Genomic DNA, 25,531 nt, shown 5'->3' with positions numbered 1-25,531 from the left:
CTTACTCCGTCACGAAAGTAATAATCTCTTCCAGGCTGCCCTCACCGGTTTCTGCGTTCATGGTTTTTATGGCTTCGGCACATTTACCGTAAACCGCATCCATGTTTTCCCGCTTCCTTTCAAGAGCTTCAATGGCTTTGCTTAAAATATCTTCACCCTTGATCGTTTTTAGAAAAGCCACAGAAAGCGAGCGGGGTTGTTGTTCGCCCTTCTCTGCAAGGATATATGAGGCATAGGCACGGGAGGCAAAACTATTCTGCTTACCGTTTGGTGATACTTTTGCGGCGGCTTCAACCAGCGCCCCCATCGCCTTATCGGCAAGCACCTTGCCCCCGATGTTTTCCTGCAACAAATCACGGTTGATGCAGATATAAAGGTAGAAAACGCCTGCGCCGAATTCTGTTTCGCCAATGTGCGCCGCGCCCATGTCCTCGTCCCCTTTATTCAGATCGTCCACAGCGGTAAAGTAATCATCTTCAACAGCAACATCGTGTACTGTTATGGCATGGGCAACCTGCACGGCAGCTTCAGTATTGAAAGCAGGTGAACTGGCCAGCATTCTTCCAAACATGGCAATATCTGCAGCGGTGTGACTTTCTTTGAGCAATTTCAGATCATCAGAGGACGGGGCGGTCTTGGTTGTGGCCAGTTTGTCTACAAGCACATCTATTCCTTTTTTCTCCTCCGGACTGAAGTGAGCAAGCTGTTCGATTTCCAGTTCTTCCAGCGGCTTAGCCGCGTTAGTCTTCTTCGCTTTGCCAAAAACCTCGGCAATCTGTTTAGCCCATTCTTTGGCATTATTCTCTGCAACACCTTTTGATTTCAACGCTTCATATATCTCTAGGCCCATTGTTTTGGTGCGGATACCGATATGACCTTTCATCGATTCAGCAAAAATAGATGATGTCCTCCATGCCCGTTTCAAGCTTTGGGAAGATACTCTCAAGCGGTTTTTGCCGCCCATAATGGCTGTTTTGGGTCGGCCCAGATCATCGCGGTTCAGGTTTGAAGGGGGATATGATGTCAGCAGATGCAGTTGAATGAAGTTACTCATGTTCGCTTCTCCTTTTTAGGTGATTTATTGTTCAGACGGCGACTTTGAATAGTATTCAAAAGCCCATTGTTTCCGTGTTTTGTCGTTCCAAAAATAAACGCTGTTAGCAAGGCTCTGCAAATTGACTGCACCGCCCAGTAGTGTCACAACGCGCCCCATGGCGCTAAACAGGCCCTCGGCCTCTTTCACCTTAAGTAAACGTCGAAAACGCAAACCGCTTACCCTTGCAGAACCGTCCGCCTTGCCTGTCGCCATTTGTTCAGCCAGCGTGCTTTCAGTTACGTCCATTTTTACGCGCGCCGCCAGTCCTGCCACCAGAGCGAGCGCATTGTCGTTGACTGCGCCATGTTTTCCAACAGCAATGCGCAAGCGGTGATAAGAAGGGGTGAGCACCACTTCTGTCAAAGTAGCACAACGGCGTAGTTCGGCCCGGTCACCCCTACTTGCATCTAACGCTTGCCACCATAAAGAAAGCGCCTGGGTCTCGGCTGAATCTGCGTTGAATCTCAGGTATGTTGTTGCCATGCCTCCTCCTTAATTTATTGTTTTCATAGTGCAAGTTGTTCTTGTTTTGTCAGTCTCTTGTCTTTCTTTGTTTCGGTTTTTTGTCGGGTGTCGTCTTTTCGACTGGAATGCCGAGAAGCTCCTTGATCTTCTTGCCCCTGTTGTATTGTTCTAATTCTTTGCGAGCTATGACAACCCGTTTAGGGTCTGCATCTTCGATAGGCCCTTCCCATGCGTAATCATCAAATATTTTTAATGAACGAATACAAAGGATAGAAAACCATTGTCTGCTTATTTCCTTTATGTCGTTTCCTGTATTCAGTGCAGATATTAAATCATTTAACGCCAAATAAAACTCGGCTTCTGTTCCCTGCCAAAAGCTATTGTCAACAAATGTTGTGTCTCCTTTGGCGTCACTTGGCCGCCGAAACCACGCTTTTTTAAGAGCACTCCGCGTATTGCTGGCAATCTCTGTGGCTGCCTTCACCATGCCCGCTGCTCTTTCCTCATAATCAGGACGGACGGTATTATCCACACAAAACAAGGGCATAGTTGATTCGTACCAGCAACGTGCTTTCATGTTATCCATATCATAACCAAACGCCCATAAACGGAACTGCCATCCACTTCTCCAGCGTTCGTAATACTCATGGACAATGCGTGCGGGCATCTTTTTCTCGTTGTCGTCATGAATGACAAAGCCAAGCCAATGTCTATAAGTCAATCCGCTGGGTTGCGCATGAACGGGCAAAATGCTTTTTTCACCTTTCTTTGTTTGTTCATAGTATGGGGATAGAGGATGAAGCCACCCATTGCAACTTGCACCCCCCGGTATTTCCTTATAGGTATGAATTATGGTGTTGGAATAGCTTCCACAAATGTCGCAGGCGCTTTCTGATAGCGATCCTAAATTTAACCTGATGCGTCGAGGCATGGCCCAAAACATAATTACCGGATTCGCATCTTCAGGCGTTGTATCTTCTCCGTAAATGACACCACCTTTTCTTCTTTTTCCGTTTCTTGTTTTAGCCAGCCATGGGAATTTATATTTATCTTCAAGAAGATTCGGATTTCCAGACGTACCATTAAATATTCCTTTTTCTAGCACATTCAAATATATAAGTTGCCATAAGGTATTGTGATGGTTATCGCCAACAACGAGAGTTGTCAAAGGCCCCCCGCCACGCAAAGATGTCATATAGCCCTGACCGCCAGCTGGTGCGTTGGTTTGAAATGCAAAGAGAGCTGTGGCGCAACAGCTTGGGCAAAGACCAGATACTGTATGACGCTTTATGAAGTGATCCGTATTATTTACCAGAGCATTTTGACCAGGTGTCTCTATAAATAAACCATCAACATCACTATCGTCGGCAGCAATACTCTCGTAATCCTGCATAAATCTAGGCCCATCTCCACCAAACTCAAAGGCATGATGCACCGATGAGAAGGCTGCTTTCAATTCCTCCGGAGATGGGGGCTCAATAAGTCTCTTGTGCCATTCTGCACGATTTTGCGGCGCTGCAACCGTCTGGACAAGACCAATCAGAAATTGAATCAACGCACCATTAAAGTCCGGCCGTGGTGCGTCAAGCGACATGACAGGATTTTCTTTGAACTGACCTGAAACTTCGTAGGGTGCTATTTTGGTTTTTGTCCCATCTTGTCTTCTTACAGGTATCCATGGCTCATCAATCAGATTAAACTGCATTTATTCCTCCTTCGTTAATAAGCTTCGCTCCGGCCAACCGACTGTATTCCAGCAACACGGTCTCATTTTTCTTGTTCAGCGCCTTGCCGCGCCAGTGACCGTCAACGTTTTGCTGAAGGACAACAAGAATCGTCCACTTGCCCTTGTCCGGCAGCACGTCTTTCAAACTGGCTACTTTCTCACCCAATACGCCATCATGTATAACTTCTTCATTAACCAAACTGCTGCGGATATTAACTTGACTCATATCCCACGGGAATCTTTTATGCGGATACCACGGTGTTAGCTTTGCACCATCCCAGCAGGCCAGTCGCACGGCAGTTTCCATAGCACCCAGACGCGTGGGCGTCTTCATGTCTTCCCGCCACTGGGTCACAGTAGCTTCGTAACCCTCATCCAGTTTAAGCATATTAATATGCGCAAGCGTTTTATCCGCTTGCCATTTTGCCTCCGCCTGCTGATCACGGTGCTGGAGCGATTCAGGTATCGTTTCTGCGCTTTCGGAAAAGGCGGCTTCAATCAACATTCTGGCATCGTCAGGCATCGTGAGATGTTTTTTCTCTGACAGGAGCTTTGCGGACAGCCAAAGACAGCCATGACTAGGATAAACAAACGCCGCCTTGGGGAAAAAAGATTTGAACCAGTCACTGTCTGCGTTTTCTTCCGGCCAAGGTCCATATATTATCATGCAGGGTGATTCGCGCCGATCAGGGCCTTCCTGTATGGGGTTGCCTTTCTCGTCGCGGGCATGGCGGTGCAATCTCCCACCCCTTTGAATCAGCAAATCCATAGGTGCAAGATCAGTAATCAGCAGATCAAAATCCAGATCAAGCGACTGTTCGACGACCTGTGTTGCAACCAGAACCTTACCTCTGCGCATCGACTCTGTGCTTGTTTTCCCAAATGCTCTTAAAGCTTCATTCTCTATATCGAGACGATCTCCTAAGGTAAAACGTGCATGAAACAGCATCACGCTATTTTTATGCACTTTCCTTTTTAGTCTTTCATACCCGTCTAATGCATCATATACCGTGTTCCTGATCCAGCAGACGCAATGTCCTTTTTCTATTGCTTCAACAATCCGATTTATGATTTCGACTTCTTCGTCAATGAGTAAAACCTTTACACTACATCGGCGTTGTGGCATTGATTCGATGGGTGTTTCACAAAGGCCCGTTTCTTTTGTGTAGGAAGTGATCATCGGATAGGCTCTAATTTTTTGTTCTAGCCGTTGATGATCGTCACAACCATTAGCAAAAGCGTTAATGAAGCCACGCCGCGTGTGTGCTGGCAGTGTTGCCGAAAGCAGAATTGCGCTTCCTCCAAGAGCCGCATGAAAGGTCAACAGGTTTTGCAACAATTTGTTCATGTATGGATCATAGGCATGGACCTCATCAATGATAAGAATATGATTGACCAAACCGAACAGTCTTAAAGATTGAAAACGGGCAGGTAGGATTGCCAGCAATGCTTGATCGAGCGTCCCGACGCCCACGTCAGCTAATTGGGCCTTCTTTCGGTTGTCGGCAAGCCATGATGAGCATTGCGCAGTGGCAGTTTCTTCGTCTTCGGTATAGTTATTCTGGCCGCCAATTGTTGACATGAAGGTATCGGAAAGATGACGGGCGCTGTGGGCAAGTACCAGTGAAGGACGAGTCTCTGCCTTAAACAGCCGCCGATAGACGTTGGTGAGCCTTCCATACATTGCATTTGATGTGGCCATTGTCGGGAGTGCCACAAATAGTCCGTTGCCTTGTCCTGCGGCCATCAAACGTCCCGCCAGAAGCAGAGCAGCCTCTGTTTTCCCGGATCCGGTTATATCTTCAAGGATAAACAAATGCGGCGAATTTCCAGTCGGGCACTGATCGACAAAAGCCTGCAATGGCGTGGGGACTGGAATGGATGGGAACAGTCCAGAAAAGACGGGCTGGTCTACTAACGGGCTGCCGGTACTGATGCCGGATGCTCGAATAGCAAACTCAGACTGCGGCAAAGCGATGGTCTCCCAATATTCTTGCAAACTGACCTGCGTAGCAGTGTATCGAAACCACTCACTATTTGATCCGATCCAGTCGCACAGCACAGTAAAACCGGCGACTAACCAAGAGGCTTTTTTCAGAATCCCTTCAAGATCATATGGCGAGGGAAGGGCAAATGTGTCAGGCAGAGCATTGCCTATTGAATCAATGTCTTTAATAAAACTTGCGGCTGCTGCAGAATCTGCTTCCCCAAAAAAACGGTGATAATTCAGAGGCATGCCATTTAAACCCCTCAGTTGCGGGGGCACTCCGTGATGTCCGGTAAATGATTTGGCAATTGACATGATGACATCTTGCCATTCTTCCAGCGATCTTTCTGGATCTTCATGCAACAAAGGATTTCCGTTCTCTACGAATGATTTAAGAAAGAGATAACCTAAGCTGTCATGTCGGACGGTATATTCCTTATTGCTCGTAATGCCCTGTAACTGCTTTAATATATCAGGACGCAAATTCTGGAACGTTTCTGAAAACTTGCCAATGTCATGAAGTGCAAGACCCATTATTAGCCAATGAATACAGATCTTTTCCTCAAGACCGGTGATTGTGGCAATTTTCTGCCGCAACGCAGGACTGTTTAATAAAAGAGAATGCCCAACCGCCGCCACATCCAAGCAATGATAAGGCAGGAGATGATAGCTCCCTGTCTCAGTGTCCACTTTTCCCCAATACTGGTAATAAGAAGGTGTTGTTTCTGTCATGTTTTCTCCATCGCCATCCAGACAGCGGCCACCATGCGGGCGTCGGCGAGCGCCCGGTGTCTTTGTGTTGTCCGCGGTATTGGTCCCACAAGATGGCGGTATATTGTTTCCAGTTTATGGTTCGCCAAGTTAGGGAAGCGCCTGCGGCTTGTTTCCAGCGTACAGATGAATGTGTTGTTCAGTGTCATACCTAATCGGGCAAATTCTTGTCGCAGAAAGGAAATGTCGAATTTGGCGTTGTGTGCCACCAGCACTCGGCCATCAATAAGTTTTCGCAATGTCGGAAATACGTCTTCCGGTCCTGGTTGCTCAATCAGGATCTCATTGGTAATCCTGTGAACACGGGTGGCCGTTTTGCTTATGGGATGCGCCGTTTTGACGAGGCTCTGATATTCCTGCACACTACTTCGATCCTGTATCAAAACAACCCCGACCTCAATGATGCGGTGGCCCCTCCGTGGATCAAGGCCGGTTGTCTCTACGTCAATACAGGCTGCATCGATCATGCTCGCGATTCCTTCGTCTGATCATTGCACTGTGCATGTTTGTTATTTCAAAATCTTGTCGGTAGATTGGTTCGTTACTGTACTGCCAGCCTGTACAATTCTGCACGATGGCGCTGATTTCGGTTTTGTCCGTATCGCTCTCCTGTCGTAGTAGGGGTCGGTGGAATTCTCTTTTTAGATTTTCGGATGCCTGTGTAGGAATCCCAGCGTACCGGAAGCCACCGCTATATTCAACGTCATTTGCATTTCCTTTACTCTTTCATCCCCTCATCTCTACTTTCAGCGCCAGTCGCCTTCACGGGTTGGGCCCGGGGATGTGGGGCGATGACCCGGACAGTGCCGCGGCTTCTGCCAGCGCCTTCTCCTTGCGATGCAGCTCCCGCTCGAGCTGGCGGATGCGCTTGCGATCAGCCTTCTGCTCGCTTTTTAGATGTCGGTTCGACTCACGGTCCCAGTCGTTGGCCGTCTCGCAGGCACGCCGCCACTACGCCAACTGCTCCGGATACAGCCCCTTCCGGCGACAGTACTCGGCCAACTCGGCCTCGTTCATGCCGGCACTCTCAACAACGGCATTGAACTTGTCACGCGAGCTCCAGCCCTCGGGAGCGCTATCCGAGTCGGGAAGCAACAACCCTCGCTCACGCGCCTGCCGCCGCCAGATGTACAGGGTGGCCTTGCTGATGCCTTCCTCTCTGGCCAGCGCGACGATCGACCGGTTGTGCGGTGGCATCATTTTCTTCAGAACAGCTTCTTTACGCTCTTTCGAATATTGCATGATCCGATCCTCCTCCGCCCCCAAGGAAAATCCATTATACAAAGATCTAGATCATGCGACAACTATCCTGACACAGGGGGTAATGTATCATATCTTGTGTCACTGGCGGGAGAGGGGACGGGGCTTCTGGGAGCACTTCCCTTTTGTACCCTTAGACGACGAAGCCCCGCATCGGAGATGCGGGGCTTTATTCGTTAAGCAACCGGTTTAAAGAGGGTTGCATTTGTTGCTGGCTCCCCAGCGCGGACTCGAACCACGGACCCGATGGTTAACAGCCATCTGCTCTACCGACTGAGCTACTGGGGAATGTTCACTGATGCAAAGAGCGTTGTTTCTTCAATCATTAAGAAGGCTCTCCGGACAGGAGAAGCCTTCTACCAGAGTCTTTTTATTTTTTCAACCCTTTTCGCCTGTTACCGACAGCTCGTGCAGGTAGTGAGTTCGGTGAAGGGAACGCCTGTCTTTTTTGATATCCACGCGAGCTGTTCTTCCGGCGCGAAGTAGCGTCCGCATTCGGCACAGGGAACCATTTTGAATACCTTGTTCCAGATGATTCTCCGGTCGCCGTCTTCTTCCATCTTCACGTAGCCCGTCGGGCAGACGACGACACAGGAGCCGCAGCCGATGCAGGCCCTGGGGTCGAAGATGATGGCCGGTTCATCTATGGCGCGGTTGAGGCCGCGGTCTTCGAAGGTAAGCGCCGACACTCCAACGATTTCCCGGCAGGCGCGGACACAGAGCCCGCAGAGTATACAGTCGTGGTCGGTTCCCTCTTCTCGGGGCACTTCCACGCCCAGAGATGCCGCCATGGCCCGAACCGCCTCGGTACCGGGATATTTCCGGTACAGAAGGGATGCCGCCAGTTTGCGGTTCTCCGCGATTGCCTCCGATCCGGTTCGTATTTCCATGCCTTCGTTCACCGGCGTGGTGCAGGATGCCGCAAGCTGCCATTTGCCGTTGGTTTTCACTTCAACCGTGCAGAGCCGGCAGGCACCGAAGGGACTGAGGTTTTCGTTATGGCACAGGGTCGGAATCGGTATGTTCAGCTCCCGTGCCTGCTGCAGTACCGTTGTACCTTCCGCCGCCTTGACCGTGCGCCCGTCTATGTGTATGGTAACCATTCTTTTCCCCTTCTTTTCATAAAATCATGGTTCGTGTACGTTCGTGCTATGCCCGGCTCCAGACAACGACCCGGTAGCATCTCAGGCAGCGTTTCGCTTCGGCCATGGCCTGGACGGCACTGTAGCCTCCTTCGACTTCCTCGAAACCGCCGACGCGTTCTTCCGCGTCCAGGTGGACCACCGGTCCGGCGGGCTCCGGGGCGACGAACCCCGTTGTCCGCCGTTTCTTGAAATCCACGCCGTCAAAGGACAGCTCGTCCCGGGGGGCCGGCTCTCCCTGCAGCCACGCGTCGATGCTCGCGGCCACGCGGTTACCGGCGTCCAGGGCTTCGATCAGCGTTGCCGGACCGAGAACACAGTCGCCGCCGGCGAAAACGCCGGGTATCGACGTTTCAAAGGTGACCGGATCCGCCTCGATCGTTCCCCATTTCGTCAGGTCGAGTTTTTTCGAACCGCCCACCACCGGAATGACCGGGCTCTGACCGATGGCGGATATGACCATGTCGGCCTTGACCCGGTATTCTGATCCCTTTACGGGCACGGGCCGCCGCCGTCCGCTTTCGTCGGGGTCGCCCAGCTTCATTTTCCTGCATTCCAGGGCCTTGAAAACACCCTTCTCCGCGATGATCGCGACGGGGGCCGCCAGATAGGTTATTTTCACGCCCTCCTCGAGGGCTCCCTCGACCTCTTCCACGCCGGCGGGCATTTCCTTGCGTGTCCGCCGGTAGATGATTTCCACGTTGCTAAAGCCGAGACGCCTGCAGCTTCGGGCACAGTCGAGAGCAACGTTTCCCCCGCCGATAATGACGACTTTTTTGCGGGGCTCAACAGTTTTTCCGAGATTCAGTTCCCGCAGGAATTCGACACCGTCCACGAGTCCTTCACATTTCTCGTCTTCGCCCTCGACGCCCATGGCATTGCCTTTGTGGGCGCCCACGGCGACAAACACGGCCTTGAATCCCTTCTTCCGGAACTCTTTCATATCCAGTTTTTCGATTTTTGTGTTGAGGTAGATCTTGACTCCCGTTCTCTTTATGAGATCGACCTCGTGGCTTACCACGCCGGAGGGAACCCGGTATTCGGGTATGCCGGCGGTGCCCATGCCGCCCGCCCGGGGGAGCGCTTCAAAGATGGTGACGCCGTAGCCCCGGCGTCGAAGATGATAGGCCGCGGCGAGGCCGGCGGGTCCCGCACCGATAACGGCGACGTTCTCTTCTTTTTCCCGGTCGGGGACTTTCAGTGAGGTGGCACCGCTTTCCGGTTTCTGGTCCGAGGCGGCCCGCTTGAGAAGCCTGATGGCAAGCGGTTCATCCAGGTCACAGCGTACGCAGGCCGCTTCGCAGGGGTGGGTGCAGGCCCTTCCGATTGTTCCGGGCATGATGCACCGCTCGCGGATGAGGTCCAGGGACTCGGCGAAACGGCCGTTTCTGATCAGTTCTATATATCCCGGGATGTCCAGTCCTGCGGGACATGCTTCTATGCAGGGAGCCGTTACCGACACACCGTAGGCTCCGCCGTTGAGCTTCCGGTCTCCCTTTGCAAGCGCCTGAAAATCCGCCTTGAAATACTTGAGGGCATCGGTGAAGGGCGTGAAGACCGTCCGGCCGAAGGCACACTTGCTGGTTGCCGCAGCCTGTCGGGCGATATGTTCCATTTCGGAGAGAACGGTTTTGTCGGCCGTTCCCGCCGCAAGGTCATCCATCATGTCCAGAAGCGTGTCTATCCCCAGCATACATACGGAGCACTCGCCGCAGGAAATTTTCCTGGCTTCCTTCAGATAGGCCATTGAAAGCGCGGGTACGTCAGCCGCCGCGTCTCCCAGGACCAGGCCGTTCCAGCCCATGATCGCCGATGCCGGAGCGCCCGAACTCAGGCGGGGAAACAGGGGCTCCACCGCTTTCGCCTTTGACGAAGGACCCTTCCGGTTGTCTATTATTTTTCCGTCCCAACTACTGAATGCTATTTTCTTCATGCCTGAATCACCTTATGAGTTGTCTTCGTCATTAATCAGCGAGTTCTTTCCAGGAATGAAGCCCTTCGACCTTGTCGATCAGCTTTCGGTACTCGAGATTGACACGTTCCTGGATAGTCTGGATCCTGTCCGGTGTAAGATGCCGGAACCGTCCCTGCTTCTTGATGTATAACTCGACGGGCTTGAGAGGCTCCGGCCGGTATGTCATGCGATATTTGCCGTCCTCCACCTCGTAGAGGGGGAATACTCCCGTCTCAACGATGAGCCGTCCCATTTTGATGCACTCCGATGTAGGCGTTCTCCATCCCGTGGGACAGACGGTCAGGCAGTGAATGAAACTGGGACCCTTCACCGCCCGTGCTTTTTTAACTTTATTCATAAAATCAACGGGATAACTATGGCAGGCTGTGGCAACGTACGACACGTCGTGGGCAACCATGATTTCGGCGATGTTTTTCTTCCACTGGCTCTTGCCGATGCTGACGGGCCCGGCCGGGTCCGTCGTGGTGGACGCGCCGAAGGGCGTCGCGCCGGATCTCTGAATACCCGTGTTCATGTAGGCCTCGTTGTCAAGGCAGACGTAGAGAACGTCGTGGCCCCGCTCCATGGTGCCTGAGAGGGCCTGGAATCCGATATCGAAGGTCCCGCCGTCACCGCCGATGCAGACGGTCTTTACGTCCCGGTCGGCGATCTTTCCCTTGCGCCGGAGAATTTTCAGGGCCGACTCGACGCCGGCTCCCACCGATGCCGCGTTTGGAAAGGCGACATGGATCCAGGGAAGCTGCCAGGCGTTGGTGGGATACATGGAGGATACGACTTCCATGCATCCCGTGGCGTTGACGATAATCGTGTCCTTGCCCAGGGCCTTGCACATGAGCCGTATGGCCAGCGCTTCACCACATCCCTGGCAGGCGCGGTGTCCCTGACTGAAATACTCTTTTCTATCCGTAAGCTTCGGGGCGTACAGATCAAAGTTTTCGACTATATTCATGATCCCCTCACACCGTATATTTCGTAGTCTTTACTGGGTTTCGCCGTCAGGGCCTTCCGGGCCTTCCCGACGATCTCCACGAAGTCGGCAACGGCCATGTCTCTGCCGCCGAGTCCGATAATCCGGTTCATCACGAAGGGCCTGTCCGGCTGATCGTACAGGGCCGACCGGATCTCCGCGAAAACCGGACCTCCCGGACCACCGTAGGACACGGCCCGGTCGAGCACCACGAGTACCTTGCATCCCTTGACGGCCTTTCTCAACTCCTCGAAAGGAAAGGGCCGCCAGAGACGCAGGTTGAGAAGACCCACGGAAACACCCTTGTTCCTCAATTCGTTCACGGCCACTTCTGCCGTTTCTGCCATGGAGCCCATGGCAAGAAGCAGGATATCCGCGCCCCTGGCCTTGTGTCCCTCAACGGGTTCGTAGGAGCGGCCGAAGGTCTGCTTCCACTCTTTCCAGACCTCGAGAATGACCTTCTTTGAGTTCTTCAGCAACACGTCCTTGACCATGGCCGCTTCGTTGTAGATGTCCGGCAAGCCGAGGTTCCCCATGGACACGTACTTGTCGGGATGAAGCGTCGCGATGGGTTTGAAAGGGGGAAGAAAGGCGTCCACTTCTTCCTGGTCGGGCATGTCCATGGGTTCCACCACATGGGTGAGCTGGAACCCGTCCAGATTGAGGTTCACCGGGAGCATGACATCTTTGTGTTCGGCGATCTTGAAGGATTGTATGGCCATGTCGATCACTTCCTGGCCGTTGTTGGCGAAAAAGGATATCCACCCGGCATCGCGCTGGTACATGATATCGCTCAGATCGTTCCAGATGTTGAGCGGTCCCGAAAGGGCGCGGTTTCCGATGATCATCACTACGGGAAGCCGCATGGCCGGAACGATGGGTACAATTTCCGACATATAGGCAAGACCTTGGGAACTGGTGGCCGTAAAGGTCCTGGCACCTGCACCCGAGGCGCCGCAACAGGCACTCAGGGCCGAGTGCTCCGACTCGACACAGATGAATTCCGAGTCAAGCCTCCCGGCGGCGACAATGTCGGAAAGATGCTCCGGTATGTGCGTGTTGGGCGTGATGGGATAGGCCGCGATGACTTCGGGACGGCAGAGCGCGACGGCCTCGGCGGCGGCTATGGCTATTTCCATTCCAATTCGTTTCGACATGGGCTACACCTCCTCCTCGACCATTGTGATTGCCCGGGGCCAGCATTCATGGGCACAGATTCCGCAGCCCTTGCAGTAGTCGAGATCAGCCTCGAAGTATCCGTCCGCCTTCTGGTAAACGCATCCCTCGGGACAGTAGATGTAGCAGACGCCGCACCGTATGCACTTACTCTCGTCAAAGATCGGCCGATCCGCCCGCCATGCTCCGGTGTGATACTGCCGGGCGTTGCCCGGCTCGAAGACCATCATGCCGGGAGTGATATCCTGCCAGTCTTCCGGCCACTTTTTTTTCTCTTTCATGGGATTCCACCTTCAGTTGATCGTTTAGGCTGCTTTCGATATCTTCAATTCTTTGTATGCCCTCGCCATGGCTTTCACGTTTCGCGGAGCCAGCCGCCCGAAGCGTTCCTTCAGAGGTTCTTCAGCCGACTCCATTTTCACAAGGTTCGTGGCACGCATGAGGGCACCCAGCATGGTCGTGTTGGTAATCGGAACGCCCAGCTCTTCCCGGGCAATGTGGCCGGCATCTACCGTGGCGATGGTGCCCTTGAAGCCCGTCCGTTTTCTGATTCCATCGGGGCTGTCGGCCGTATTGACAATAAGGATTCCATCTTCTTTGAGTCCGTCGATAACGTTGACCGTTCCCATAAGACTGGGGTCGAGTACCACCACTACGTCAGGCTGATAAATACCGGACCGCACCTTGATTCGTTTCGTGTCCACCCGATTGAAGGCCGCCACGGGAGCTCCCCGGCGTTCAGGGCCGAAGCTTGGAAATCCCTGGGCGAATTTGCCCTCCTCTATAGCGGCCAACGCGAACATCTCAACGGATGTCACCGCTCCCTGGCCGCCCCGTCCGTGCCACCGTATTTCAACCATACAGCACATCTCCCTGCGTTTTATTAAAGAAAGCCCTATAAATAATATCCGCGGTGGTGTCAACAAAACTTTTCCCGGTAAATACGTCGGCCGGGCCGCCATACAGCCCTGAAGGCCCGTATTCAGGCGGTTTCAGCGGGATGCCCGCTCGTAAAGGTCGCCGCCGTGGCAGTCGTTAATAACCAGGAGCGGGAAATCGACGACGGTGAGTTCTATGATGGCTTCGGGGCCGAGGTCTTCATAGGCGATCGTTCTCACGGAGCGTACGGTTCGTGCCAGCAGGGCCGCCGTACCGCCGGGGGCCCCGAAATAGACGGCTCCATACCGTACGATGGCGTCACGGACCTCGGGAGACCGCTTTCCCTTCCCGATCATGACTCGAAGACCTCTTTCGATGAAAAAGGGCGTGTACCGGTCCATGCGTCCGCTTGTGGTGGGGCCGATGGAGCCGATGATCCGTCCGGGCGGCGTCGGTGCCGGCGCCGCGTAAAAAACAACCGCTTCTTCAAGATTGACGGGGAGTTCACGGCCCTCTCCCAATGCCTCGCAGAGCCTCCGGTGGGCCACATCCCGGGCGGTGACCATGGATCCTGTGTACAGAACCCGGTCCCCGATCCTGAGGCTTCGACGCACCTTCTCGGTGAAGGGGGTATCGGCGACGATGACTTTGCTCACAAGATTATGTCCCGGTGCCGTGACGCGTGGCACTGCAGGTTTACCGTCACGGGGAGGCTCGATATGTGACAGGGCGACATCTCCACATGAACCGCCAGGGCGGTCACGGTGCCGCCGTAGCCCTGGGGCCCGATTCCAAGGTTGTTGATACCGTCGAGAATGTCCCGTTCCAGCAGACGAAGCCGCTCCTCCCCCCCGCCGTCGGGATCGAGCGGCCGCATCAAGGCTTTTTTCGCCAGGATGGCCGACTTTTCCAGGGATCCCCCGATTCCCACGCCGACGGTAACGGGCGGGCAGGCATTGGGGCCCGCCTGACGGACTGTCTCAATAACCAGTTGTTTTATACCTTCCAGCCCCGCCGAAGGAACAAGCATGCGGGCGACGCTCATGTTTTCACTGCCTCCGCCTTTGGGCATGGCGGTGATGCGTATCCGGTCGCCCGGAACGATTTCGGTGTGTATTACGGCGGGGGTGTTGTCACCCGTGTTCTGCCTCGTCAGAGGATCGCACAGGGACTTTCTCAGGTATCCCTCAGTATAGGCCCGTCGTACGCCCTCCTGGAGCGCTTCGTTGAAATCCCCTCCTCCGACATGGATGTCCTGGCCCACCTCGGCGAATATGACGGCAAGCCCCGTGTCCTGACAAAGGGGCAGGGATTCTTCCCGGGCCACGGTAATGTTTTCTATTATGGTCACCAGGGCGGAGCGCGCGAGCCGCGAGTCCTCACGCAGAAGCGCCTGTTTCAGGGCATCGAGCACATCGTCGCCGAGATCGCTGTTTGCCCGTATGAAAAGATCACGGACGGCTTCGGTGATCTCCGCGGCCTGTATGGTCCTGACAGTCCCCATCGGCCTTCCTATACTCCCCGCCTGAATTCTATGGCCTTGGCCATGGTCATCCGGTCGACGTACTTGAGGCTTCCTCCCAGGGGAACGCCGAGGGCGATCCTGGTGACCATTACCGGCGTGTCTTCCAGGAGCCGCTTGATGAGAAGGGCCGTTGTTTCTCCCTGGACACTGGGGTTGGTGGCCACGAACACTTCCCGAACGACGCCGTCGGTGGTGACGCGTCTGACCAGGTCGTCCAGACGAAGCTGCTCGGGACCGATCCCCTCGGCGGGAGAGAGAACTCCATGAAGGACGTGGTAGGTCCCTGAAAACCCGCCGCTGTCTTCTATGACCACCAGGGTGTCCGTGTCTTCGACGACGCAGATCACTCCCCGGTCCCGGGATTCATCGTTACACACATCGCAGAGTTCCCGCTCCGCCAGATTGAAACAAATGGAGCAGATCCTGATTTTCTTCTTCACTTCCAGGATACTGTCGGCCAGGCGCTCCATATCGTCTGTCGACGCCTGCAGCACATAGGCCGCCAGCCGCGCCGCAGTTTTTTCCCCTATTCCCGGAAACCGGCTCAATTCCTCTATGAGAACCCTGATCGGCAGGGGGTATCCCGCCATAGTGCACCTTCTTTCTCGCGCCGTGCCTTACCGTGGAAACGGCGTTTCGCTCAGGTCAACCCGGGGATGTTCATTCCACCCGTGATCCTGGCCATCTCCTCCTGGGTCATCTCCTGGGCCTTGCGGATGCCTTCATTGACGGCCGCCACGACGAGGTCCTGGAGCATCTCCACATCCTCGGGATCAACCACGCTCCGTTCTATTGCAAGCGCCACAAGTTCATATTTTCCATTCACCACGGCAGTCACCATGCCTCCGCCGGCGGAAGCCTCCACGGTCTTTTCACCCAGCTCTTCCTGCAGCTGCAACATTTTCGCCTGCATCTGCTGAGCCTGTTTCATCAATTTTCCGAAATTCTGCGCCACCTGTCTGCCTCCTTGTCATGAACTTCCGTCGACTATCTTTACATCCCGTATCTCGGCGCCCTCGAAGACATCCATGACCTTCTGAACCATAGGATGCCGCAGGGCCTCGCTTTTCAACTGATCCACGGATCTCTTCGTTTTCCGGGTTCCCGCGGACCCGTTTTCACTTCCCCCTTTGTCCGTCTCCTCTACGCGGATGATCATCGGGCGACCGGCGCACTGTGTGGCCAGGCGGTTCATGAGCTGTTCCGATTCAGGTTCCCGCAGGTGGTCAAGAAAGAGGAAGCCCGGGGGAAAGCCGACTCTGAGGATGTCGCCCTCCGTAGCCAGATGTTCGCCGGCGGACAGCTTGGAGTACACGATGGGATTTTCCTGTCTCAGCCGTTCCTTGAAGGAAACCCACAGATCGTCTCCCGGCTCGAACCGTGGCGGCTGATACGTTTCGTCCGGAAGGTATCCCTCCCGGGGCGCCGGTGGTGCCTCGGCGATGTCTCCCTCCCGATCCTCCATGGCTCGCACCGATTTCGCCGCCTTCCGATCATCCCCCGCTTTCACCGTGTCCCGGCTCCCGCCCGATACGATACGTGCTTCAAGGCCCTCCAGGCGATCGATCATGTCATCAACGGGAATGACCGGCTCCAGAATAGCCATTTTTACCAGGAGATACTCGAAGACGATCCGGGGATTCGACGATCTCCGCGTGTCTTCGTCACCGGCCAGGAGTATGTCCAGGAGCCGTTCAAGCGTTTTTTCGGATGCCATGCCGGCCTGGTTTCTCAGTTCTTCCCGCTCCTCTCCGGTGAAGTCGGCGAGCAGTTCGGTGTCCTTCGAAAGGTGGGCCGTGAGGATTCCCATCATGTGCCGGGTGAAGGCTTCGTAGAACTGTCGGATATCTTCACCCGCGTAGTATAATTCATCAATTATTTCAAGACATTGTCCCGCATTTTTTTCCAGCACGGCCCGGGACAGTCGGGCCGCGTACCGCCGTCCCGTTATGCCCAGGATGCTTTCGATGTCGGAGTCGTCAATGGTCTTTCCGGCGTAGGATATGACCTGGTCAAAGAGGCTCTGGGCATCCCTGAGGCTCCCCTCGCCTCCCCGGGCGATCCAGGCGAGGCCGCGGTCACTGATGGCGACTCCTTCCCCGGTGGCTATGGAGGAGAGGTTTTTCTGGATCATCCCCGTGGATATCCTTCTGAAGTCGAAGTGTTGACACCGGGAGAGTATGGTGGCGGGGACTCTGAAGAGCTCTGTAGTGGCGAACATGAACATGACATGGGCAGGCGGCTCTTCCAGGGTTTTCAGGAGCGCGTTGAAGGCCTCTTTGGTGAGCATGTGGACTTCGTCGATGATGTAGATTTTGCGCGGGGAGGAAACGGGCGCGAACCTGATGTTTTCCTTGAGTTCACGAATCTCGTCGATACCCCGGTTCGAGGCGCCGTCGATCTCGCGGACATCGATGGAAATGCCGTCCCGTATTTCCAGGCAGCTCGTACAGAGGCAGCATGGTTCCTCTGTGGTCCGGTCGCGGCAATTGACGGCCTTTGCCATGATGCGGGCCACCGTGGTTTTCCCCGTTCCCCGGGGCCCGCTGAACAGGTAGGCATGGGCCGTTCTGTCCATGCGTATGGCGTTGCGCAAGGTCTTGACCACGTGATCCTGGCCCACAACCTCGCTGAAGGTCTGAGGTCTGCATGAACGGGCCAGAACGACATATTCCATTAAAACACTCCCCCGAACGACAGGACGCGTCACGCCCCATCGAAATACTGATAGCCGGGCCACCCCGAAGCAAACGCCGGGACCGCTGCCGCTGCTTCCTTCCGGACCTGACGGGGTTCACAGTTCGTCGTTCCCCGGGACCCGGCTATCATGTACCGACTGAATACAATGGCGGAGAGAGGGGGATTCGAACCCCCGGTACACCTTTGTGGGCGTACACACGATTTCCAGTCGTGCTCCTTCAGCCTCTCGGACATCCCTCCGTGAACACTTCAGCGTGAAGGCCATCATCAAATGGCGGAGAGAGGGGGATTCGAACCCCCGTGAGGGCTTTTGGCCCCCAAGTCGATTTCGAGTCGACCCCGTTACGACCACTTCGGTATCTCTCCGCGGGAACATCCAAACGTCGTTTCATACCCTCTTTTGACGGAAAAATCTACTCATAATTTCCCGGCACTCCTCCTCGAGAACGCCGCCGGTCACACGGGGCACGTGATTTACTTTCCCGTCATCGAAGACGGTGTAGAGCGAACGGACGGCCCCTCCCTTCGGGTCGCGGGCACCGTAGACGATTCGTGAAACCCGTGCCTGGACAATCGCTCCCGCGCACATGACACAGGGTTCGATGGTGACATAGAGCGTCGTCCCCGGCAGGCGGTAATTGCCTTCCCGGGCGGCCGCGAGCCGCAGGGCGCTGATCTCGGCATGGGCCGTGGGATCCCGGCTCGAGAGGGGACTGTTGTGTGCCCGGGAGAGGATGACACCGTCGCGAACGACGACGGCTCCCACGGGAACCTCACCCATGGCGGCGGCCTTGCGGCACTCTTCGAGAGCGACCGTCATAAAACGTTCATCTTCCGTCATGGACAACTCCTGCACTGGTTGTAATACTGCTTTCCGGCTTTATCGCCGGGGTTCAGCCGTCGAAAAACAGCTCTTGCCTCCAGGCGGTCCCTTCGCTATGATGCATCACGGAGTTGCGGAATCATGCCATCATACACCATGTTCATTCCCGCCGTCATGTTGTCTGTCGCGGGCCACGGTCTTCTTTTGGGATTCATCGCGCTCAATCCCCTGAACACCGAGGGCTGCCGGGACAGGACGGCGGATCCTGTCGTGGTCCACCTGGCCGATGCGCCCGACATTCTTCGGGCGGAACATATCGCGGTGCGTGAGGATACCACGGAGGCAGGATTCGTGTCGACACAATCCCTTCGCCCGGACGCCGGAGAACGGGGCTTTTGCGAAGACACGATAATCCTCGGCAGAAATGAAACCCCCTATGACGACTACCTGACGCGGCTTCGGCAACGGATAGACCGTGAATGGCGCTATCCCCCTGAAGCGGGCTTTCATGAAGGCGTCGGAACGGTGGTGATCCGGTTCTCCATTTCCGGGCGGGGCGACTGCACGGACGCCCTCGTACTCAAGCCCTCGGGAAACCGTCATCTGGATGGGGAGTCTCTCCGGGCCGTCCTGTCGGCTGCCCCCTTTGAAGACCTGCCGAAGGAGTACAACCTGAACCGCCTCAACGTGATCGCGGAATTCAACTACGGCGTCAACGATGAATCCATCCCATGAACAATGAATCCAGGATAGTCGTCCATACCGGGGCGGCCCACTTTCTTACCCACTTTTATGAAATCGTTTTCCCCTCCCTGGCGATTCCCCTGATGCTGTCGCTGGAGATGAGCCTGGCCGATGTCCTGAAGCTTGGATTCCCCATGTACCTGCTTTTCGGAATAACGTCCCTTCCGGCGGGCCTTCTCGCAGACCGCCTGGGCAACCGCAGAAGCCTGGTCGTTTTCTTCGCAGGCCTCGGTATAGCTTCGATAACCATGGCATGCTCCACCACTCCCCGCTCCATGGGTTTCTCCCTGGCGCTTATCGGCCTTTTTGCCGGCATCTATCACCCCGCGGGGATGGGACTCCTGTCGGGATGCGTCAAAAAGCGGGGCATGGCCCTGGGAATCAACGGCATAGCGGGAAACCTTGGGTTTGTAACCGCCCCTTTCGTGGCAGGACTGATGAACTGGGCCGCCGGATGGCAGTCGGTGTACCTCGTAGCGGGGATCGTTTCTCTGCTCTGGGGTGTCATGCTTGTCCTGACACCCATCGATGAGCGGCCGGTCCACCAGGATTCACCGGCCGGCACGGGAAAAAACGCGAATGATAACCTCAAATATTTCGTCGTCCTCTGTGCCATCTTCACCCTCGCCGGGCTGGCCTACCGGGCAAACACGCTGGTTCTCCCGGCCTACATCGAGCTGAAGGCCGATTTTCTCTGGAACGCGCTGCAATCCATCGATCTTCCCCACATCACGGGGGCATCCACAATGGCGGCAACCTTTCTGGCATCGATCATATTCGGCATCGGTATGTTCGGTCAGCTTGCAGGGGGCAGACTGGCGGACCGCCACGATTTGCGGCTGCTTTACTTTCTCTTCCACCTGATCAGCCTGCCCTTTGTTCTCCTCATGGGCATTCTTGACCAGCAGTTCCTCATAGTGGCGGCCGGCCTTTACATTTTCTTTTCCCTGGGAATGCAGCCCATAGAAAACAGTCTGGTGGCCGTCTTCAGCCCGGCACGGTGGAGAAGCACCGCCTACGGCATCAAGTTCATTCTCTACTTTGGCGTAGGATCTCTGGCCGTGTATGCCGTGGGATGGATCGAAAGGGTCCGAAGTCTTAGTGTGGTTTATTTCACCATGGGGGGAATCATCGCCCTCTTCCTTCTCATGATCCTGTATCTCATGGTGGTTTCACGGAAGGCGCAGGCACGGAACGTACCTTCACCGGACCCGTAATCGTGTAATTTCAAGGGCGAGGACCGGATCATCGGTAATGAGGGCCTCCACACCCATGTCGAGCAGCCGGTGCATGTCGCGGGGGTCATTGACGGTCCACACGTGCACCGACAGGCTCTTCGCGCGTGCGGCCCTGATAAGGCGAGGCGTCACGACGGGTATTCCCCGCCACCGTTCAGGTACCTGAAGAGCGACATAGCCGGGCCGGACCAGGCCCGAAAGAGACAGCTTCTGAAGAAGCCGGAAACGGACCACTTCGCCATACCCGGCGGATGTGGCTATTTCGGGATAACGGGCACGGAAGAATCGAAGGAGCGCCGTGTGGAAGGAGGCCACGATGGTTCTGTCCATCCTGCCGTATCGCCGCACCAACTCTCCTACGGCAACGGCGCTGTCCTCGCCCGGTTCCTTGACCTCGATCACCATGCGGGCCCCCGGAAAGGCCTTGAAAACATCTTCGAGACCGGGAATGGAAATACCCGCACCCCGGAATGGCCTGTTTCCCGGTTCGGAGGGGCCGGACCACGTGCAGGCCGCGTCCAGACGCCGGAGCTGCCGGGAGGTGAATGCCCGCACCGACCCGCTTCCGTTGGTGGTCCGGTCGACAATCGCGTCGTGCGTAACCACGGGCACGCCGTCGGCTGCGAGACGCACGTCCATTTCCAGCATGTGGACGCCCGCTTCGAGGGCCCGTTCAAAGGCGTAGATCGTGTTTTCGGGCCACCACCGGCTACCGCCTCGGTGGGCCGCGACCCAGGCCCGATCAGCGGGAAGGCCTTTCAAAAAAGGGTGGACGCATGGAGTATCTTCAGGACACCCTGCCCTCTTCCGTTCATCCACGGCCGTTTCCGCCCTGCGGCTTGTTCCATTCCGCCGGATCGAGTCCATAGTAGTCCTTCAACTGGTCATACAGCTCGGGAATGCCGTCGGCCATGCGCCGGGAATCCTGGAAGAAAGTCTCCGTGGCCACGGCGAAGAATTCAGCAGGATCCAGTCCTCCGTAGTCGTTCAGGGGGCTGTCGCTTCCTCCCCCTTCCTCCCGTAGTCTCGAAAATTCCCGCCTGGAAATCGTCTGCCACCTTTCATACTGGCGCCGGTTTCGCAGGATGGGCGTTCCGTCGGCCCATCCGCTTTCCTGGTCGAGCTGGTGGGCGAATTCGTGAATAACAACGTTATAGGGGCCTTTCGTACTCTTCGATTCCCGTTTCGCGTCCTTCCAGGCGATCACCACCATTCCTTCCTGCCACGATTCTCCGGACTGGACGCCCGTGGTTTCCATGTAGAGCTCGCCGTCGAGAGGGATCCATTCGGGCGCCATGTAAACTTCAGGGTAAACCAGGATCGACGACAGCCGGGGATACAAAGCACTGCGGGTCGGCCGGTTCATGACAAGCAGGCAGGCCTGTGCCGCGACGGTGAGCCGTATTTCATCGGTCAGGGTGAGACCGCCGCATCCTTCAAAGCGCTTTTCATCGAGAAAGAGAAGGATTCTCTTTCTGAGTTCAATCTTGCAAGGGTCCGGCAGGCGGCGATAGAGCGCTACGCTTCGTTCGAGAATGGTTTCCCACTCGTCGGGGAATGGTTTCGACAGGGCCCTTTCCCGGCGCCGTCGCGCATACTGTGACCTGCCGGCGGCAATGATGCCCCAGAGAACTGCCGCGCCGATCAGGGCCATCCAGAACGTCATGTCACAAACCCGCGGTGAGCCTCCTGGTGATGGATGCTACGTGGGCTCCCTGGAAGCGGGCCGCCGCCAGTTCGTTCCCGCTCGGCATCCTGGCGTTCGTCGGGCCCGCTATGGTGCTCGCGCCGTAGGGGGACCCGCCTGCCACTTCTTCGACGGTCGTCTGCCCCTTGTAGCTGTAAGGCAGACCGACCACGATCATGCCGTAGTGAAGCAGGTTCGTGTGGAAACTGAGGATCGTCGATTCCTGGCCGCCGTGCTGGGTTCCCGAAGAGACAAAAACACTTCCCACTTTTCCCACCAGGGCGTCCTTCGCCCAGAGGCCGCCCGTGGAATCCAGAAACTGGCGCATCTGGCCGCACATGTTGCCGAATCTGGTGGGCGTTCCGAATATGATCGCCTCGGAGGACACCAAATCCTCGAGTGTTGCCCGGGGAACCGGGGCCATCTGTTCCTGGGCCTTCAGGGCTCCCAATTTTTCAATGATTCCAGGTTGAAGAGTTTCCGGAACGCGTCGAATGCTCACCTCCGCCCCCTCGACGCTTCGAACCCCTTCCGCCACCGCCTGTGCCATGGCATGGACATGTCCATAAAGAGAATAGTAAATGATGGAGACCTTCATGATTTTTCCCTCCGCTTTATTTGAGAGATACTACCCGCCGGCTTCGGCGCTTCGCGCGTGGTGCTCCGACCCGACACGCGGCGTTCCTACTTGACCAGCCTGGTGAGAGCCCGGATTCCGTCACCCTCGGCCACTCTGAGCAACTCGTAGAGAGCCATTTCCGCGCTTGTTGACTTGACTCCCTCGGCGTTCATGCGACGGAGGCCCGTTTCCCGGTTCGCCGCTGTCCGTGAGGACACGCAGTCTTCGAGGACCAGTGTCTCGTATCCTCGCTCCAGCAGGCCCAGGGCTGTCTGGTGCACGCAGATGTGCGTCTCGGCTCCCCCGACAAGAATCCGGCGGCGTCCCGCCGACTCAAGCGCCTCAACGAATGTCCGCTCGCCGCAGCCGCTGAAGCTTTTTTTCCCGATGGGTCTTGTATCCCCCAGAAGTTCCGCCAGAGGAGCAACGATGGGGCCCAGATTGACCTGCTCCAGAGCCAGGATGGGGACGTTGAACAATTGTGCGCCTCGAATCATGATCTGAAGGTTGTGGATGACCCGCTCGCTGTCCAGGACAGCAGGCATCAGGCGTTCCTGTGCGTCTATAATAACCAGTAGCGTTGTTGAAGGATCGAGCATTGTATAAATCCCCCGTAACAGTGAGTCCCCGGGCAAGCAATCCTGCCGTTGAACGGCTTCCCGGGGAATTGAGTATTATGGGCAGAAGGGCAATCACACACGCCCGGGCCGGAAGCGGCTGCAATCGGCACTCATCGTCAGATCATCATCGGTCGCGCCATCGATCCCGCAACGGTTCCGTCCTCCAGAACGATTTCCCAGTCCTGGGGCAGGGCGAAACAGTCCATCGACACCCCGTCGCGCTCAACACGCGAACGACATTCCTCTACCATCCGGTCAAGTGCTTCGTCGGTCCTGTCCTGATTATGATGAAACAAACCCAGTGATGCAACCCGTGCCCCAAGGGCCAGGTTCAGGGCGTCGGTGAACACCGAATGCCCCCACCGGCGGGCCTGTTCATACTCGCCCGCCTTGAACTCCGCGTCATGAATAAGGAGATCGGCCCCGGCGCAAATGGACCGGTATTCCTCGAAATCGAGTCCGCCGGGGTGGCGGTAGGTCAACTCATTGTCCGTGAGAAACACAAAGGCGACCTCCCCTTCACTGAACAGAAATCCCGTCCCCTGGTTGGGATGGCTCAACGGTATCGGGGTGACCGTTACTGAATCGATGGTAAAGCTGTCCCGGTGAAGGTCATCATACTGCAGGCGGCCCTTGATGATTCCGTAGTCCACGGGAAACAGGGGATCCCTCATCAGCGACGCGAGTACCTTTTCGATGGAATGATTCGGGAGCGGACTGCCGTGGAAGATGATGCGCCTGTTCCTGTCGTAAAGAGGTTTGAAAAAAGGGAACCCCATGATGTGATCCCAGTGCACATGGGTGAGGAGCATATGAAAGGTATCGTGATTTTCATCGAACAGCTGGTTGCCCAGGCGCCGTATGCCCGTTCCGGCATCGATGATGATAACTTCATCGTTTTTTGTCCGTACTTCCAGGCAGGTCGTGTCACCCCCGTATTTCAGGTACTCTCTTCCCGATACAGCCACGGATCCCCTGGCACCCCAGCACCGAATAATCATAGACCGTCCCCCTCCCGGCATACAGATCATTATGACCGAAGGATGATGAAGTCGAAAAAAACAATGTTTTCTTCTACCATAAACTTTTTCCCCTGTCTCTACAGAAATGTGTCGAACGATGCCATGGTTGCCGACTTGTCCCGGAACACGCCGGTGTCTGACAGACGGGGCCGATCACCGCTGATTTGGGCCCGGTATCGGTCAGGAACGGCGTGTCTCTCCGGGAGAAACCCCGACAAAACAGCCTTCGGGGCAGGCTCCTCCCCGGCAGTTCTCCGCACAGGGTTCCACGTGGATTGAGACATTGGTGCCGGGAAACTCGTTCCGTATAGCCGACGTCACTTCCTCGGCCAGGCTGTGGGATTGATCGACGGTCATTCCCGAATCGACTTTCATGCGGAATTCCACGAACCGGACCCGGCCCGCCCGGCGGGTGCGCAGGTGATTATAGCCGAGGACTTTTGGCTGTCCCGAAGCTATGATTGAGCGGATAAGCGCTTCTTCATCGTCGGGAAGGCGCGCGTCGACCAGGTCGCGAAAGGCCTTCACCAGTACGCGCCACCCCGTCACACCGATAAGCACCGCCACGCAGAGTGCCGCCAGCGGGTCAAGCCAGTATACGTCGAGACCCGGAAACGCCCAGCGGGCAACCATGATCAGCAGAAGGCCCGCCAGAACACCCAGCGAGGTATAGACATCAGTCCGCAGGTGCCAGGCGTTTCCCTGGAGCGCCACCGATTCCGCGGCGTAGCCTATTGCAAAAAGCCTCCTGGACACCAGGAGGTTCACTGCCGCTGAAACAGCCATAACGGCCGCACCCAACCCGATCAAGGAGACGGGTTCCGGGTTGATCAGCCTGTGTATCGATTCATACACGATCCATGCCGCGGCCAGGAGAATGAGCAGTGCTTCGATGGAACCGGATATGTTTTCAATTTTTTCGTGCCCGAAGGGGTGACTCCGGTCGGGGGGAACTGCCGATGCCTTGACGGAAATCAGGGCTATGAACGAGGCCAGCAGGTCGATGCCCGAGTGGATCGCTTCGGAAATGACGGCCATTGAGCCGGTGAAAACGCCCACCGTCAGTTTCAGCGCCACCAGGCCGGTGTTGGACGCGACAGACAGCCGGG

Annotated in this window: 25 protein-coding genes, 3 tRNA genes, 1 other RNA gene and 1 pseudogene; 2 read left to right on the top strand and 28 right to left on the bottom strand. The window is 55.8% G+C overall.

Going from position 1 to position 25,531, the window contains the following annotated elements:
* Position 1 precedes the first annotated feature (1 nt).
* The 22 genes and pseudogenes from cas7e to tadA all read right to left on the bottom strand — a co-directional run bounded on the left by cas7e (position 2) and on the right by tadA (position 18,510).
* Positions 2 to 1,054 carry a type I-E CRISPR-associated protein Cas7/Cse4/CasC gene (gene cas7e, locus M0Q23_06700; protein ID MCK9528315.1) on the bottom strand — a complete coding sequence of 351 codons (1,053 nt, stop codon included), beginning with the start codon at positions 1,052 to 1,054 and terminating at the stop codon, positions 2 to 4.
* Positions 1,055 to 1,078: 24 nt separating this feature from the next.
* On the bottom strand, positions 1,079 to 1,579 hold the full coding sequence (casB, locus tag M0Q23_06695; GenBank protein ID MCK9528314.1) for a type I-E CRISPR-associated protein Cse2/CasB: 501 nt from the start codon (positions 1,577 to 1,579) through the stop codon (positions 1,079 to 1,081).
* A gap of 49 nt (positions 1,580 to 1,628) precedes the next feature.
* Positions 1,629 to 3,266 carry a type I-E CRISPR-associated protein Cse1/CasA gene (casA, locus tag M0Q23_06690; protein MCK9528313.1) on the bottom strand — a complete coding sequence of 546 codons (1,638 nt, stop codon included), beginning with the start codon at positions 3,264 to 3,266 and terminating at the stop codon, positions 1,629 to 1,631.
* Positions 3,256 to 6,006 (bottom strand): CRISPR-associated helicase Cas3', encoded by a 2,751-nt coding sequence (cas3, locus tag M0Q23_06685; GenBank protein MCK9528312.1) that lies wholly within the window; start codon positions 6,004 to 6,006, stop codon positions 3,256 to 3,258. The genes casA and cas3 overlap by 11 nt, the downstream gene beginning before the upstream one ends.
* The gene (locus M0Q23_06680) at positions 6,003 to 6,512 is read right to left on the bottom strand and encodes a 3'-5' exonuclease (GenBank protein ID MCK9528311.1); all 510 of its coding nucleotides are present in this window, start codon (positions 6,510 to 6,512) and stop codon (positions 6,003 to 6,005) included. Before M0Q23_06680 ends, cas3 begins: the two co-directional genes overlap by 4 nt.
* A gap of 334 nt (positions 6,513 to 6,846) precedes the next feature.
* A pseudogene (locus M0Q23_06675) lies at positions 6,847 to 7,290 on the bottom strand (transposase).
* A gap of 227 nt (positions 7,291 to 7,517) precedes the next feature.
* Positions 7,518 to 7,593: transfer RNA gene (locus M0Q23_06670), tRNA-Asn, on the bottom strand.
* A gap of 107 nt (positions 7,594 to 7,700) precedes the next feature.
* Positions 7,701 to 8,408 carry a 2Fe-2S iron-sulfur cluster-binding protein gene (locus tag M0Q23_06665; GenBank protein ID MCK9528310.1) on the bottom strand — a complete coding sequence of 236 codons (708 nt, stop codon included), beginning with the start codon at positions 8,406 to 8,408 and terminating at the stop codon, positions 7,701 to 7,703.
* Positions 8,409 to 8,454: 46 nt separating this feature from the next.
* On the bottom strand, positions 8,455 to 10,380 hold the full coding sequence (locus M0Q23_06660; GenBank protein MCK9528309.1) for an FAD-dependent oxidoreductase: 1,926 nt from the start codon (positions 10,378 to 10,380) through the stop codon (positions 8,455 to 8,457).
* A 31-nt stretch (positions 10,381 to 10,411) separates the two neighbouring features.
* Positions 10,412 to 11,371 (bottom strand): pyruvate synthase subunit PorB, encoded by a 960-nt coding sequence (gene porB, locus M0Q23_06655; GenBank protein MCK9528308.1) that lies wholly within the window; start codon positions 11,369 to 11,371, stop codon positions 10,412 to 10,414.
* Positions 11,368 to 12,546, bottom strand: a complete 1,179-nt coding sequence (gene porA, locus M0Q23_06650) for a pyruvate ferredoxin oxidoreductase (protein ID MCK9528307.1) — start codon at positions 12,544 to 12,546, stop codon at positions 11,368 to 11,370. Before porA ends, porB begins: the two co-directional genes overlap by 4 nt.
* 3 nt (positions 12,547 to 12,549) lie before the next feature.
* Positions 12,550 to 12,846 carry a 4Fe-4S binding protein gene (locus M0Q23_06645; GenBank protein ID MCK9528306.1) on the bottom strand — a complete coding sequence of 99 codons (297 nt, stop codon included), beginning with the start codon at positions 12,844 to 12,846 and terminating at the stop codon, positions 12,550 to 12,552.
* 24 nt (positions 12,847 to 12,870) lie between these two features.
* Complete coding sequence (locus M0Q23_06640) at positions 12,871 to 13,425, bottom strand: 2-oxoacid:acceptor oxidoreductase family protein (protein ID MCK9528305.1); 555 nt, start codon at positions 13,423 to 13,425, stop codon at positions 12,871 to 12,873.
* Between the two features lie 132 nt (positions 13,426 to 13,557).
* Entirely contained in the window at positions 13,558 to 14,100 is a 543-nt protein-coding gene (locus M0Q23_06635) for a FumA C-terminus/TtdB family hydratase beta subunit (protein MCK9528304.1), read from the bottom strand.
* On the bottom strand, positions 14,097 to 14,948 hold the full coding sequence (locus M0Q23_06630) for a fumarate hydratase (protein ID MCK9528303.1): 852 nt from the start codon (positions 14,946 to 14,948) through the stop codon (positions 14,097 to 14,099). Before M0Q23_06630 ends, M0Q23_06635 begins: the two co-directional genes overlap by 4 nt.
* An 8-nt stretch (positions 14,949 to 14,956) precedes the next feature.
* Positions 14,957 to 15,559, bottom strand: a complete 603-nt coding sequence (gene recR, locus M0Q23_06625) for a recombination mediator RecR (GenBank protein MCK9528302.1) — start codon at positions 15,557 to 15,559, stop codon at positions 14,957 to 14,959.
* A gap of 50 nt (positions 15,560 to 15,609) precedes the next feature.
* A complete protein-coding gene (locus tag M0Q23_06620) occupies positions 15,610 to 15,900 on the bottom strand; it encodes a YbaB/EbfC family nucleoid-associated protein (GenBank protein MCK9528301.1) in 291 nt (96 codons plus the stop codon).
* 39 nt (positions 15,901 to 15,939) lie between these two features.
* Positions 15,940 to 17,646: a DNA polymerase III subunit gamma/tau gene (gene dnaX, locus M0Q23_06615; GenBank protein ID MCK9528300.1), complete on the bottom strand. Its 1,707-nt coding sequence runs from the start codon at positions 17,644 to 17,646 to the stop codon at positions 15,940 to 15,942.
* A 49-nt stretch (positions 17,647 to 17,695) separates the two neighbouring features.
* Positions 17,696 to 17,793, bottom strand: an RNA gene (gene ffs / locus M0Q23_06610) — signal recognition particle sRNA small type.
* Positions 17,794 to 17,815: 22 nt separating this feature from the next.
* Positions 17,816 to 17,909, bottom strand: a tRNA-Ser gene (locus M0Q23_06605).
* A 32-nt stretch (positions 17,910 to 17,941) separates the two neighbouring features.
* Positions 17,942 to 18,035 (bottom strand) — tRNA-Ser (locus tag M0Q23_06600).
* A gap of 22 nt (positions 18,036 to 18,057) precedes the next feature.
* On the bottom strand, positions 18,058 to 18,510 hold the full coding sequence (tadA, locus tag M0Q23_06595) for a tRNA adenosine(34) deaminase TadA (protein ID MCK9528299.1): 453 nt from the start codon (positions 18,508 to 18,510) through the stop codon (positions 18,058 to 18,060).
* Between the two features lie 123 nt (positions 18,511 to 18,633).
* Between tadA and M0Q23_06590 the strand changes: the two genes are divergently transcribed.
* Both M0Q23_06590 and M0Q23_06585 read left to right on the top strand, forming a co-directional pair.
* Positions 18,634 to 19,227, top strand: coding sequence for a TonB family protein (locus tag M0Q23_06590; GenBank protein ID MCK9528298.1), 594 nt, complete (start codon positions 18,634 to 18,636; stop codon positions 19,225 to 19,227).
* Positions 19,224 to 20,453, top strand: coding sequence for an MFS transporter (locus M0Q23_06585; GenBank protein MCK9528297.1), 1,230 nt, complete (start codon positions 19,224 to 19,226; stop codon positions 20,451 to 20,453). Before M0Q23_06590 ends, M0Q23_06585 begins: the two co-directional genes overlap by 4 nt.
* Here the strand turns inward: M0Q23_06585 and M0Q23_06580 are convergent.
* The 6 genes from M0Q23_06580 to M0Q23_06555 form a co-directional block, all read right to left on the bottom strand.
* Positions 20,439 to 21,341 (bottom strand): glycerophosphodiester phosphodiesterase, encoded by a 903-nt coding sequence (locus M0Q23_06580; GenBank protein MCK9528296.1) that lies wholly within the window; start codon positions 21,339 to 21,341, stop codon positions 20,439 to 20,441. The genes M0Q23_06585 and M0Q23_06580 overlap by 15 nt on opposite strands.
* The gene (locus M0Q23_06575) at positions 21,286 to 22,140 is read right to left on the bottom strand and encodes a zinc-dependent peptidase (protein ID MCK9528295.1); all 855 of its coding nucleotides are present in this window, start codon (positions 22,138 to 22,140) and stop codon (positions 21,286 to 21,288) included. Before M0Q23_06575 ends, M0Q23_06580 begins: the two co-directional genes overlap by 56 nt.
* Before the next feature lies 1 nt (position 22,141).
* Positions 22,142 to 22,759: an NAD(P)H:quinone oxidoreductase gene (gene wrbA / locus M0Q23_06570; protein ID MCK9528294.1), complete on the bottom strand. Its 618-nt coding sequence runs from the start codon at positions 22,757 to 22,759 to the stop codon at positions 22,142 to 22,144.
* Between the two features lie 86 nt (positions 22,760 to 22,845).
* A complete protein-coding gene (locus M0Q23_06565) occupies positions 22,846 to 23,379 on the bottom strand; it encodes an isochorismatase family protein (protein ID MCK9528293.1) in 534 nt (177 codons plus the stop codon).
* Positions 23,380 to 23,516: 137 nt separating this feature from the next.
* A complete protein-coding gene (locus M0Q23_06560; GenBank protein MCK9528292.1) occupies positions 23,517 to 24,401 on the bottom strand; it encodes an MBL fold metallo-hydrolase in 885 nt (294 codons plus the stop codon).
* Positions 24,402 to 24,602: 201 nt separating this feature from the next.
* On the bottom strand, positions 24,603 to 25,531 hold a 929-nt coding region (locus M0Q23_06555), incomplete at its 5' end, for a cation diffusion facilitator family transporter (protein MCK9528291.1).

The organism is Syntrophales bacterium (assembly GCA_023228425.1).
Classification (GTDB): domain Bacteria; phylum Desulfobacterota; class Syntrophia; order Syntrophales; family UBA2210; genus MLS-D.
The sequence above is the reverse complement of the archived record's forward strand: the minus strand, read 5'-3'. Positions and strand labels throughout refer to the sequence as shown.

Coding starts and splice junctions, on each gene's coding strand:
- casB (MCK9528314.1), bottom strand. CDS start 1,579: ATGGCAACAACATACCTGAGATTCAACGCAGATTCAGCCGAGACCCAG.
- cas7e (MCK9528315.1), bottom strand. CDS start 1,054: ATGAGTAACTTCATTCAACTGCATCTGCTGACATCATATCCCCCTTCA.
- M0Q23_06575 (MCK9528295.1), bottom strand. CDS start 22,140: ATGACGTTCTGGATGGCCCTGATCGGCGCGGCAGTTCTCTGGGGCATC.
- casA (MCK9528313.1), bottom strand. CDS start 3,266: ATGCAGTTTAATCTGATTGATGAGCCATGGATACCTGTAAGAAGACAA.
- M0Q23_06630 (MCK9528303.1), bottom strand. CDS start 14,948: ATGGGGACTGTCAGGACCATACAGGCCGCGGAGATCACCGAAGCCGTC.
- M0Q23_06585 (MCK9528297.1), top strand. CDS start 19,224: ATGAACAATGAATCCAGGATAGTCGTCCATACCGGGGCGGCCCACTTT.
- M0Q23_06640 (MCK9528305.1), bottom strand. CDS start 13,425: ATGGTTGAAATACGGTGGCACGGACGGGGCGGCCAGGGAGCGGTGACA.
- recR (MCK9528302.1), bottom strand. CDS start 15,559: ATGGCGGGATACCCCCTGCCGATCAGGGTTCTCATAGAGGAATTGAGC.
- M0Q23_06560 (MCK9528292.1), bottom strand. CDS start 24,401: ATGATTATTCGGTGCTGGGGTGCCAGGGGATCCGTGGCTGTATCGGGA.
- M0Q23_06565 (MCK9528293.1), bottom strand. CDS start 23,379: ATGCTCGATCCTTCAACAACGCTACTGGTTATTATAGACGCACAGGAA.
- cas3 (MCK9528312.1), bottom strand. CDS start 6,006: ATGACAGAAACAACACCTTCTTATTACCAGTATTGGGGAAAAGTGGAC.
- porB (MCK9528308.1), bottom strand. CDS start 11,371: ATGAATATAGTCGAAAACTTTGATCTGTACGCCCCGAAGCTTACGGAT.
- M0Q23_06590 (MCK9528298.1), top strand. CDS start 18,634: ATGCCATCATACACCATGTTCATTCCCGCCGTCATGTTGTCTGTCGCG.
- M0Q23_06680 (MCK9528311.1), bottom strand. CDS start 6,512: ATGATCGATGCAGCCTGTATTGACGTAGAGACAACCGGCCTTGATCCA.
- M0Q23_06660 (MCK9528309.1), bottom strand. CDS start 10,380: ATGAAGAAAATAGCATTCAGTAGTTGGGACGGAAAAATAATAGACAAC.
- tadA (MCK9528299.1), bottom strand. CDS start 18,510: ATGACGGAAGATGAACGTTTTATGACGGTCGCTCTCGAAGAGTGCCGC.
- wrbA (MCK9528294.1), bottom strand. CDS start 22,759: ATGAAGGTCTCCATCATTTACTATTCTCTTTATGGACATGTCCATGCC.
- dnaX (MCK9528300.1), bottom strand. CDS start 17,646: ATGGAATATGTCGTTCTGGCCCGTTCATGCAGACCTCAGACCTTCAGC.
- M0Q23_06645 (MCK9528306.1), bottom strand. CDS start 12,846: ATGAAAGAGAAAAAAAAGTGGCCGGAAGACTGGCAGGATATCACTCCC.
- porA (MCK9528307.1), bottom strand. CDS start 12,546: ATGTCGAAACGAATTGGAATGGAAATAGCCATAGCCGCCGCCGAGGCC.
- M0Q23_06580 (MCK9528296.1), bottom strand. CDS start 21,341: ATGGACTCGATCCGGCGGAATGGAACAAGCCGCAGGGCGGAAACGGCC.
- M0Q23_06665 (MCK9528310.1), bottom strand. CDS start 8,408: ATGGTTACCATACACATAGACGGGCGCACGGTCAAGGCGGCGGAAGGT.
- M0Q23_06620 (MCK9528301.1), bottom strand. CDS start 15,900: ATGAAACAGGCTCAGCAGATGCAGGCGAAAATGTTGCAGCTGCAGGAA.